The following is an 11,189-nucleotide window of genomic DNA, read 5'->3' on the forward strand; positions in this document are numbered from 1 at the left end:
TCACGCGCGATGCTGGAGCCCGAAGCCGGTGGTGCGCCAGGCCTGGGTGCGCTCGATATCGCCGCCGTCATCGACGCGCGTCCGGTCGGGCGCTTTCAGGTGTCGATCATGGTGCTGCTCGCGCTGTGCGTCGTGATCGACGGTTTCGACGTCCAGTCAATGGGCTTCGTCGCGCCTGCCTTGATGCGGGCGTGGCACGTGTCCCGTGTCGAGATGGGGCCGGTATTTGCAGCGGGCCTGATCGGCATGCTGCCCGGCTCGCTGCTGATGGGGCCGCTCGCCGACCGCATCGGACGACGCCCGGTGCTGATCGGCTGCTCCGCGTTTCTGGGCGCGTGCATGCTGGCGACGGCGTTCGCGTCGTCGCTGCCGCAACTGCTGACGCTGCGCTTCGTCACCGGCGTCGGGCTCGGCGGGATCATGGGTAACGCGATCGCGCTGGCGGGCGAATATAGTCCGGCGCGCCGCCGCGCCACGCTGATGATGTGGGTCTCGTGTGGCTTCACAGGCGGTGCGGCGCTCGGCGGCCTGCTATCGGCGCTGCTGATTCCGGCGCACGGCTGGCGCTCGGTGTTCGTCGTCGGCGGTGTGGTGCCGATCGTCGTTGCGCTCGTCATGGCGTTCAGGCTGCCCGAATCGATGCAGTTCATGGTGGCAAGCGGGCGCGGCCGGCAGCGCCTCGCGAACGTTTTGCGCCGCATTGCGCCCGAGCTGTCCGTCCACACCGGCACGCGTTACGTATCGGCCGGGCCGCCGCATCGCGGCAGCCGCGTGACGGCGCTCTTCGCCGACGGCCGCGCCCGCGTGACGTTGCTGCAGTGGGGCGTCAATTTCCTGAATCTGTTGAACCTGTTCTTTCTTGCGAACTGGTTGCCGACGATCGCCACCGACCTCGGCTACGACGTTGCTCACGCCGCGGTGATCGGCACGACCCTGCAGATCGGCGGGGTGCTCGGGACGCTGGCGATGGGGCCGCTGATCGACCGTTGGGGATATTTTCGCGTGCTGGGTCCGTGCTACCTGCTCGCGTCCGCGGCGATCGTCTCGATGACCAGTGCCGCGTCGGTGTCGCTCCTGCTGCTTCTTGCCGTCGTTTTCATCAGCGGCTTTGGCATCGTCGGCGGGCAGCCCGCCAACAATTCGCTGTCGGCTACGCTCTATCCGGTCACGCTGCGGGCGACGGGGGTCGGCTGGAGTCTTGGCGTCGGCCGCGCCGGATCGATCGTCGGGCCGGTCGTCGCCGGGGGTTTGATGCAACTGCACTGGAATTCGCAGCAACTGTTCTGCGCTGCCGCGGTTCCCGCACTGCTTGCCGCAGCGATGGTCTGGCTCATGTCGCGCGACCGTCTGTTCAAACGGGCAAGGCAATCCGCGGAAACGGCCTGAGTTGAGGTCTGACCTCAGGCCGTGTGCGCGGGACGGCGGCGCTTCAGTTCGCTGCCTGGCTCCGCGCGCGGCGTGCCGGCGCCGCAATCAGCAGCAGGAAGCCACCGACCATCGCGATGTTCTTGAAGAAGTTGTTGAGCTGCGGATTGAATTGCGCCGGGTCGGCAGACCAGAAGCGATGGGCGACGAACGCGGTCAGCAGCGTATAGACCGCCAGAATCGACGCCACTTCACGCCTGCGCCAACCGACGATCAACGCAATGGGTCCGCCGATCTCGAGCAGGATCACCAGCGGCACGACGACGCCCGGCAGCGGCAGGCCCAGCGCCGCGAAATAGCCGGCGGTGGCCGACCACGTCATCAGCTTGCGGATTCCGGAGACCAGGAAAAGCGCCGACATCAAGGTGCAGGCGATGCGCTGAGGCGTCTGATTGTCAAAGGAGGTGGGCGTCGCGTTCGTGTTCGTATTCATGAAAATTGTTCGCTCGTAGTCAGGGAAGTTGCGGTTTCATTGCGGTGAGGGCGGTGCGCCCTCGAACGCACGCTGAAGCAGCGCACGTATCGGCTCGCGCTCGATGGGCCGAGGATTCCAGTACGGATTGCGGCAGGCGAGGTCGGCAGCGAGATCGAGCGATACTTCGTCCATGCCGATCGCGGCGAGCGAAACGGGTGCGCCATGATCGCGCGCGAGTTCGTAGATGCCCTGTGCCGCATCGTGATGATTGAGGGCTTGCGCGATGCGTTTCATCGCGTCCGGTGCGGCCTCGGCGTTGTACGCGAGCGCGTGCGCCAACACGATCGTGTGGGTGGGCGCGTGCGGCAGGTTGAAGGTGCCGCCAAGCGTATGGCAGAGCTTGTGATGCAACGCCATGCCGACCGATCCGAGCACCATGCCGCACAACCACGAACCGTAAAACGCATCGGCCCGCGCGGCTTTGTCGCCCGGGTGCGCGACGATCGCCGGCAGACTGCGCGCCAACGCGGCGATCCCGTCCTGCGCCATCAGACTGGTCACCGGATTCGCGTCGCGTGCGTAGAGGCCCTCCGCGGCGTGGGCGATCGCGTTGATGCCGCTCGTCAGCGACATCGCGGCGGGCAGGCTCTCGGTGAGATCCGGATCGTAGATGACGGTTCCGGGCAATACGCGCAGGTCGCTGCCCGTGCGCTTGAGATTGTCCTCGGTGATGCCGTAGATGGGCGTCATCTCGCTGCCGGAATAGGTGGTCGGCACAGCCACAATGGGCAGTGACAATTCGAGGGCCAGCGCCTTAGCGAGACCGATCGCCGATCCGCCGCCGGCAGCGATGACGCAATCGGCGCGCAACGTGGCCGCGAGTTCGCGAACTTCGGCGACGAGCGCTGCGGGCACATGCATCGTCGCGCGGTCGACGAGGCCCGCGCATAGCGAGCCAAGCTGGTTCGCTATGGTGTCGCCGAGTGCACGCTGCTCCTTGCCGCAGAGCACGAGCGCGGATCGTGCGCCGAGTGAGCGCACTTCGCTCGCGACGCTGGCGAGGCTGCCGCTGCCGAACACGACACGCGCCGCGCGTCCCGTGTAGACGAATTCATGAGGCGTCATGCTGAGTCTCCGTGGTGATCTTTGTGTGGCGGATCATGCGTGGATATCCAGCGGGTTCAGCACGAACTCGTATTCGACCGTGTAGAAGGGCGTATCCATTTTTGTGCCGTCCGGCGCGACGCCGGGTTCGTGATGCAGCCAGTCGACGATCAGCGTCGAACGCACGCCGAACACGGCGTCCGAGTCGAGATACTGGTCGTGATTGCGGAAGATGTGCGTGATGAGCGGTTCGTAGCCATCCGCCTGAATCCAGAAATGCAGATGCGCGGGCCGCCACGGGTGCCGGCCGAGTGCGTCCAGCATCCGGCCGACAGGTCCGTCGTACGGAATCGGATAGGCCTCGGCGAGTATCGAGCGGAAATGAAAACTGCCGTCCGCGTCGGTCTGCAATTGAGCGCGCGCTCGCGGCTCGATGTCTCCCTCGCTGCCGGGCGGAAGCTGCACGTCGTAGAAACCGTCTTCGTCCGACTGCCAGACGTCGAGCGTGGCATGTGCGACGCCCGCGCCGTCAAGACCGCGTACCCGGCCGCTGACGAAGCATGGCGCCCCGGCGGCGCCGTTGGAGATGTCTTCGCCGTTCTGAAAGCGCGGCGCTTCTGGCACGAAGAACGGGCCTAGCACGGTCGCTTCGGTGCATTCGGCCGGCTTGCGGTTGTTCTGCGTCGTAACCAGCATCGAGAGACCGAGCGTGTCCGATAGCAGCACGAACTCCTGACGGCGTTCGTCGGTGATGTGCCCGACCTCGGTAAGGAAACGGATCGCGGCGAACCATTCATCTTCTGTCAGGTGGACGTCGCGCGCGAACGAGTGCAGATGCTGCACAAGGCTCGTCATCACCGTGCGCAGCCGGTCGTCGCTGCATTGCGACATGGCGGCGATGACAGCTTGCGTAATGTTGTCATCGTTGATGTTTCGCATGAGGTGTCTCCCAATCGTTTCCTCAGATCAAATCTCACCGATGAAGAGGCCTTCGGCGTGCTGCACACTACTGTAGCCCCGTGATTCGTGGAAAAATATGCGCTGTTGGGAAAACATCTTTCCGCAGGGTGGAAGAATATGGATCGTTTCGCGCAGATGGAGTTTTTCGTGCTGACGGCCGAGCTCGGCAGTTTGTCGCGGGCGGCGGATCGGCTCGGTCTGTCGAATGCAGCGGCGAGCCGGATGCTCACCGCACTCGAAGATCGCCTGGGCGCGCGGCTGATCGAGCGCACGACGCGGCGTCTGTGGCTGACCGAGGCGGGGCGCGACTATCACCAGCGCTGCAGCGCGTTGCTCGCGGAGATGGCTGAGGCCGACGCCGCGGCAAGCGAGTTGTCACTGCGTCCGCGTGGCACGTTGCGCGTCACCTGTTCGGTGTCGTTCGCGCTTCTGCATATCGCGCCCTGGTTGCCCGAATTCAGGTCGCGCTATCCCGATCTGCTGGTCGAGATCCTCGCTGCGAACCGCTACCCGAATTTCATCGAAGCCGGTATCGACGTGGCCGTTCGAACGCGCGAGCATGAAGGCGATTCCGGCATCACCGTGCAGCGCCTCGCGCAGACTCGCCGCGTGCTGGCGGCGTCGCCCGCGTATCTCGCGCAGCACGGTCGCCCGCGCTCTCCTGACGATCTCGCGCGCCATCCGTTCCTCGTCTATTCGCTCGCCGCGGATCCGTATGTGCTGCATCTGGAGAGAAACGGCAAACGTCTCGAAGTGCCGATTACCGCGGCCTTCGAGTCCAATGAAGGGCAGGTGATCTGTGCGGCGGGACGCGCCGGCATGGGCATCGTGGTCCAGCCGCTCTACCTCATTCACGACGACATCGTCGCGGGGCGTCTCTCCCCCGTGCTGGAGGACTGGCGGCTGCCTCCGCTGACGATCAATCTTGCGTATCAGAGCAGGCGGCATCTGCCGGCGAAGATTCGCGCGTTTACCGACGCGATGCGCGAGTACGTGCGCTCGTCGAATCTGGAAGCGCGCTGGAATGCGGTCTAGGCGAGGACATCCGGCGCGGCAAACGCGCGCCGGATGGACAGGAGGGAGGCGAGACGGTTACGACTGGAGACTGACCTTGCTGTAAGTCAGGCGGCTGGGGCGGACCTTCATCCGCACCAGCGAGACGAGGAAGCTGAAGCCGGCCTGATTCGGATCGATCACCGGCACATAGACACCCAGCGCCTCGGTGAGCAGCGTGGAAACGCGGCTTGCGACGTCCACGAAACCCGTGCACCCGAGCAGAATGGATTGCGCGCCGTCGTCGTTGATCGCCTTCAATGCCGCTTCAAACGTGCGGACCACCACCAGGTCGACGTTGGCGAGGTCCGCGACCGGGCAGTTGATCGCGCGAATCGACGCGAACGTGTCTTCGATGCCGTACGTCTGCGGATGAGCGCGCTGCATGGCGAGCGTGCTTTGCAGGATCGTGATGATCGAGAATCGCTGGCTGAGCGCGAGAGCCGTGAACGCCGTAGCCGGAAAACCGCCGATGATCGGAATATCGATCACCTCGCGCGCGGCTTCGACACCGCACATATCGAAGTCGGTCAGCCAGATGCCGTCGAAACCGTCATTGGCGATAGCCTGCGCAAGTTCGACCACCGGCATGCCGTTCTGCAGCCAGTTCGTGCGGTTCTCGATATCCGGATGTCCCTGGGTGATATTGCGAATCTCGACCTGCACGTCCGCCGGCACGACGGGGGCGATTGCCTTCAGGATGCGGTCGTTGTATTGCGCCGTGGCGACCGGCACCAGCACACAGATGCGCAGAGGTGAATTCAGCGGCGAGCTCAAGATGCCTCTCCCTGGTGCATGGACTGAAGCGAATCGAGCGGCACATACGGCCCGAGATAGCCGAGCGAGTTCAGCAATTGCATGAAGCTGTCGAGAATCAGACCGGGCTTGCGCAATTCGGCTTCAGCGCGCCAGGCGATGAGTGTCACCGGACGTTTGCCGATCACCGGGTTCAGCGAACCGTCGGCCTCCACCAGATCGCCGTTACTGAAAATCGACTGGCCTTCGCCGCCCACGAAATACGCGACGCTGTCCGGCGACAACACGATCGGCTGCGGGCGTTCGCTGTCCCACGCGAGCAGCGACTCGTTCTGGTACATCACCGTGTAGGTCCGCTGTCCGGCCTGAATGCGAATCTTGCCAACGTCGAAGCCGCCGCTCGTATCGACTTCGGCCGAGACCAGCTCGCCGGGCTCCGAGATGGCCCGCGCGGCCAGCCCGCAACGTTCGGCGAGATAGCCGATCATCTGCCGGGCGCTGCCGATCTGGCCGGACTGCAAGGCGCGCCCGAGTTCGAGTGCGCGCGTCAACGTGCCGCGAATCGGCGTGGCGCGGCCGATGTCGGAGGGCGTCATGACCCACATCGCGAGGCCGCCGAACTGGCCGAACTCCGGATCGGCGACGACCGGACGCATCATCTGCTCGACAATCGCCGACACGTCGCGTTGATGAGTCGAGCCGCCGTGGTTGCCGGCGCGCGGCGTCACGTCGAGCTCGACGCACAGGCCGCCCTGGCTCACGAGGAACGCCGGGCGCGGATCGATCTCGGCGGCCGCGAAGGTCAGCATCGGCAAGGAGGGCACGGCGCGGCCGGCGCCATCGGCGTCGATGACCGCGAGGCCGAGCTTTGCTGCCACGAGCGCCGCCACGGTGAAGCCCAGCGCGCCGCTTTCCGGCGGCATCACATAGGCGAGCCGGGTGGACTGCGACGCGAGCCGGGTCTGGACGTTCTGCACGGCGGTCACCGGTCCGAGCGGATAGGTGGCGGAATTGATCGCTTCCGGCGCGCCGAGATAGGCGACCATGACCGCCGCGCCTTCCGTTGCCTCGTCGACGGAAACGACCTTGATCGTGTCGGTCGGATAGTAGTCGCCGGCTACGAAATGCTCAGCCAGGTGCCGGGCGGATTCGATCGTGCCACCGCCGCCGCTGCCGAAGAACGCCGCACCCAGTAGCAGCGGTTCCAGATCTTCCCGATGTAACTCATAGGCCATTTGCGATTCCTTTATTGTCGAGGTTGAAAGAAGCGTCCTGCCGGAGTTCGGCGAGCAGACTTACCGCGCTGGTGACGCGGGCGGTCGGATCCGCCTTGAGCGAGCGCAAACCGCGCTCAATGATGTCGATTGCTTCGGCGCTGCGGCCGGTGGCGCGCAGCAGGTCGGCGAGGTAACGCGCGGCATCCACCCGCGCAGGCACCGAACCGAACGCGAGCGCGGTGGACATGGCGGTACGCAGGCCCAGTTCCGCGGCGTTCGTCTCACCTAACGCCCACTGCGCGCGGGCCCGGGTGACCAGCAGTTCGCCCAGGTAGACACGCTCCTGACGGGCGAGGGTCTCGTCGATCGCGGCGGCGAGCATCGCCTCGCATTTCTTCGCCTCGCCGGCACGCAGCAGCAACTCGCCGTGCTGCCAGGCCATGAACGAATAGAACAGCGCACCGCCATTGCAAACGACATGGTTATCGTAGCCGTCGAGCATGACAGTTTCCGCTTCCTCGGAATGGCCGAGCGAACTGAGATGGCACGCACGAAGAATCTGACCGATACCGCGATAAAACGCGAAGCCATTCGCGATCGATACCGACTCGAGTTCGCTCGCGAGGGGTCCGAGCCGCTCCACGTCTTCGAACAGGCAGGCCAGCCACGCGGCGCCCTGCAGGTTGACGGCATGAGCGAAGGCGTGCGCGCCCGGCTCCGACGAGCGCAGGATCAACATCTCCATGGCACGCCGCGCCTGACCGAATGCGCCGATCTGGTAGGCGGCGAGCCCTTCGAACGTCAGCGCGAGACTGGCAAGATCGATCCCTTGCGAGCCGGTGCGGGTGTCGTTGCGTCCCACGCTGAGCAGATTGCCGCGCGCGAGGCAGGCCAGCGCTTCTTCGCTGTCGCCAAGCCAGAAGAGGGTGTTGGTCATCGCGACGTGCGCTTCGTCGAGCGACACCCGTTCGCCGCCGTTCTGCGCGCGCTCCAGCATGTTCTGCGCCGTCGCGCGCGCCTGCTTGAGCTGAAGCGTGGTCAGTTGCGTGGTCCAGATGCCGAACTGGATCGCGGCGATTTCGGCAGGCGTGCAGACGCCTTCGCCGATCGCCAGCGCGGCGGCGTAGCAGGCCGTGGCCTCTGCGTACAGCCAGCCGTGCACGCTGCGCAGGCTCATGCCGAGCAAGCGGTGGGCGTCGAACTGAAGACGCCGCGCGGACTCCGGTTCGTGGGGCGTCTGCAGCAGGTCGAGGCAGCGGCGCAATAGCGGAATGGCTTCGGCGAACTTCGACTCATCGATTAGCGCGCTCGCGTGATCGAGACACTTGCGCGCTTCCCGGTGATGTTCCTCGCGCGATTTCAGCCGCCGTTCGATGGTCTTGCGGCCGACCCCGAGGAGGGTGGCCGCCGCACTCTTGTTGCGCCCGGTCCGTTCGAGCGCGCGGTCGATCAGGAGATCCTCGGCGGCGGCGAGTTTGTCGCGTCCTTCGAGCTGCAGCAGCATGTCCGCGAGGCTTGCGCGCGACACGGGTCCGCCGCTTTCATTGGCGAGAAACGGTTCGAGCGAATCGACGTCGATGAACGTGTTTTCGGCGAGCACGCTCAACTGACTGATCAGGTTGCGCAGTTGCCGGATGTGGCCTGGCCATGCGTGCTGGCTAAGCCGGCGGATGGCGGCTGGCGAAAACTCGAGACGACGCGTGTGGTGTGATGCGAAATGGGTAACAAGCGCGGGGATGTCCTCGACGCGCTGCTCAAGGCCTGGGACCGCAAGCACGAAAACCGCGAGCCGATAAAAGAGGTCCTCGCGGAATTGCCCTTCGCGCGCGAGCTCGCGCAGGTCGCGGTGGGTCGCGGCAACAACGCGTCCTGCGAAGTGCAGACTGGTTGAAGAACCAATTGGACGGAACGTTCGTGTTTCCAGTACACGCAGCAGTTTCGGTTGCAGCGCGAGCGGCAGTTCACCGATTTCATCGAGCAGTAACGTGCCATTGCCGACCTGCTGAAGAAGTCCCTGGCGATTTTCGCCCGCGCCGGTGAACGCACCTCTGACGTGCCCGAACAGTTCGGCTTCCACGAGGTTCTCGGGAATCGCGCCGCAATTGACATCGACGAAAGGTTGATCCTGGCGCTGGCTGTGCGCATGCACGCGGCGGGCGACCAGTTCCTTGCCCGAACCGGTCGGCCCAAAAATGAGCAACGGATGATCGGTAGGGGCGATCCGGTCGATCATGCGGACCAGTTGACGAAACGCTGGCGCGCTGCCCACGAAGGCACCGGAATCGGCCTTGTCCTGGGCAAACGGAACGACGGGGGAATAACTCATTACAAAATGCGCTCCACATGATTCGCGCGTGTCGCTACGCGGGAATGGCGGTCGGAAAGACGGCGGTCATGCATCGATCGGGGGTCTGGCGATGGCTGACGATCGCGTTGCCGGGACCGTTAGCCGTAAGAAGAGACAGAGTATGACGGCTAGTGGCGGATTTTGTCTTTTCGAAACAAACCTGACCCTCGCACCAGCGTATCTGAAGATTTCATCGCCCTGTCTTGCGAACACTATATGGCTTTCTGGCTGGCGACTCATGAAAGGTTGGAGTGATTCGCAGGTTGCGCGATGGTCACGGTTTATCGCGTGTAAGGGTAGGGCACAAGTGCGTGGCTTCTGTGACGGCGGCAATACGCCGGGCTGGTTGCCAATACATCAATGCGATAACGGCGTTTTGGCGATGGTTCTTTAAGAGCGGGGCGCTCGACATGAAACTAAAAGACTGTTCGATCAAGATCACGGGGTATGGATACGGTCGCGATGGCGGCGATGATTGAGGCAATGCCGGCCATCACGAACGCCGCCGACAAGGACGTTGTAATCACCATTCCCGCAATGGCCGATCCCACCGGAAAGCCGGCGAGATTCAAGCTCATCGAGATGGATAGCACGCGGCCGAGTTGACGCGGATCGGTGCGGCGCTGACGCAAGGTCAGCAGGGCGACGTCGATTGGACCGGACGCCACACCGGCAAGCATCAGGCCGATGGCCAGGCCACCAAATCCGAACTCCGCGGCAACCGGCCATGCGGCCAAAGCGGTGACGATCATCCCGGCAGCCATGACGAGGCGCTCACGGCCGGTTGTCCGCAGATGACCCGCGAGAAGCGCCCCAAAGCCGCCGGCAATACCCATCGAGGCCCACAGCAAACCGGTTACTGAACTGCCCACCGCTGTGGCGTAGTGGTTTGCCACAAACACCGGAACCACCACTACCAGGACGCCCCAGGTGGCCTGATACAACGAGTAGGAAATAGCGAGCCCGCGCAGCGTTGGTTGACGCGCGACCATCTGAACGCCTTCGATGGTCTGGCGCAGCAAGGATGTCTGAGTGGAGGCGAGTCCTGGAAGGTTCTCGACGTACGACAGGCAGATGGCCGCACCTGCATAGGCCACGGCGATAACGGACAGCGCGGACTCAGGTCCGAGCGAGGCAACGATCAGCCCGGCCAAACCGGGTCCCACGACATCGACCACGGCGTAGACCGCGGTGTCCAGCGCATTGGCCCGGTCAAGCGCGTGAGCCGGCACGAGGCGCGGCAGCAGGGTTCGCGTTCCCGCGGCACCCAGGGGACCGGTAAGCGAGAACAGCACCACTAACATGAACAGAACCGGTGTGCTGGCCCAGCCAGCCCAACTGGCGATGCTGATCGCGGCGATGTAGATCGCGCTGGCGATCAGATCGATCCTGAGCGCCGTTGTCGGCCCTATACGATCGAGCAACGCACCCGCGATTGGGCTGACCACCAGACCCGGGACAATCGCGGCGAATGTCAGCCATCCGGCCAATGCCGGTGACGAAAATCGCGTCAGCACGAACAGCACTAATGTGAGGGTAAACATGCGCCCGGCCAGGCGAGATAGAGTCGCTGCAAGAATGAGCGAGGACAAGTTCGGGATCTTTAGAAGAGCACGGTAGGAATTCTGTTGGTCCATGGTGACTTGTGTGGGTGGACTTGCTGCAAACACGAAGACCTGACCGGGTCTGTTGGTGTGTTGATCGGGCGATCGATTTTGCGGATGGTCACCTTGGATTGTCTATTGATTAATGGATGCATGTGGCGCTTGCGCGGGCTATTCGTTTTGGGGATCCGTAGTCGCGCCTGTGCGGGCCGATCATTCTGCGGACGGAAGAAGCCGCTCGGCGTCGGAGCAACGTCCCCTTCAATTTGACGAAATCTGGGGAATCTAAGGGTATATGCATAGCTCGA

9 protein-coding genes are annotated in these 11,189 nt (G+C 64.1%); 2 read left to right on the forward strand and 7 right to left on the reverse strand.

Annotation, left to right across the window (positions count from 1 at the left end; all coding sequences use genetic code 11):
* Positions 1–9: 9 nt before the first annotated feature.
* Positions 10–1,386: an MFS transporter gene (locus PQR67_RS31340; RefSeq protein ID WP_408466693.1), complete on the forward strand. Its 1,377-nt coding sequence runs from the start codon at positions 10–12 to the stop codon at positions 1,384–1,386.
* Positions 1,387–1,429: 43 nt separating this feature from the next.
* Here the strand turns inward: PQR67_RS31340 and PQR67_RS31345 are convergent, their stop codons facing one another.
* From PQR67_RS31345 to PQR67_RS31355, 3 genes are read right to left on the reverse strand one after another with little or no spacing between them, the layout of a single operon-like run.
* The gene (locus PQR67_RS31345; RefSeq protein ID WP_408466683.1) at positions 1,430–1,858 is read right to left on the reverse strand and encodes a DoxX family protein; all 429 of its coding nucleotides are present in this window, start codon (positions 1,856–1,858) and stop codon (positions 1,430–1,432) included.
* Between the two features lie 36 nt (positions 1,859–1,894).
* Positions 1,895–2,965 (reverse strand): maleylacetate reductase, encoded by a 1,071-nt coding sequence (locus PQR67_RS31350; protein WP_408466684.1) that lies wholly within the window; start codon positions 2,963–2,965, stop codon positions 1,895–1,897.
* Positions 2,966–2,998: 33 nt separating this feature from the next.
* On the reverse strand, positions 2,999–3,883 hold the full coding sequence (locus PQR67_RS31355; RefSeq protein ID WP_408466685.1) for an intradiol ring-cleavage dioxygenase: 885 nt from the start codon (positions 3,881–3,883) through the stop codon (positions 2,999–3,001).
* Between the two features lie 138 nt (positions 3,884–4,021).
* On the opposite strand from PQR67_RS31355, the gene PQR67_RS31360 reads away from it, so the two are divergent.
* Positions 4,022–4,939 carry a LysR family transcriptional regulator gene (locus PQR67_RS31360; RefSeq protein ID WP_408466686.1) on the forward strand — a complete coding sequence of 306 codons (918 nt, stop codon included), beginning with the start codon at positions 4,022–4,024 and terminating at the stop codon, positions 4,937–4,939.
* Positions 4,940–4,996: 57 nt separating this feature from the next.
* Here PQR67_RS31360 and PQR67_RS31365 read toward each other — a convergent pair whose 3' ends face one another.
* From PQR67_RS31365 to PQR67_RS31380, 4 genes are all read right to left on the reverse strand, one after another.
* Positions 4,997–5,722 carry an aspartate/glutamate racemase family protein gene (locus PQR67_RS31365; RefSeq protein ID WP_408466694.1) on the reverse strand — a complete coding sequence of 242 codons (726 nt, stop codon included), beginning with the start codon at positions 5,720–5,722 and terminating at the stop codon, positions 4,997–4,999.
* An 8-nt stretch (positions 5,723–5,730) separates the two neighbouring features.
* The gene (locus PQR67_RS31370; RefSeq protein ID WP_408466687.1) at positions 5,731–6,948 is read right to left on the reverse strand and encodes an S-methyl thiohydantoin desulfurase domain-containing protein; all 1,218 of its coding nucleotides are present in this window, start codon (positions 6,946–6,948) and stop codon (positions 5,731–5,733) included.
* Positions 6,938–9,256, reverse strand: coding sequence for a sigma-54 interaction domain-containing protein (locus tag PQR67_RS31375; protein WP_408466688.1), 2,319 nt, complete (start codon positions 9,254–9,256; stop codon positions 6,938–6,940). Before PQR67_RS31375 ends, PQR67_RS31370 begins: the two co-directional genes overlap by 11 nt.
* A gap of 437 nt (positions 9,257–9,693) precedes the next feature.
* A complete protein-coding gene (locus tag PQR67_RS31380; protein ID WP_408466689.1) occupies positions 9,694–10,914 on the reverse strand; it encodes an MFS transporter in 1,221 nt (406 codons plus the stop codon).
* Positions 10,915–11,189: the final 275 nt, after the last annotated feature.

The organism is Paraburkholderia fungorum (assembly GCF_046026025.1).
In the GTDB taxonomy this organism is placed as follows: Bacteria; Pseudomonadota; Gammaproteobacteria; order Burkholderiales; family Burkholderiaceae; genus Paraburkholderia; species Paraburkholderia fungorum_E.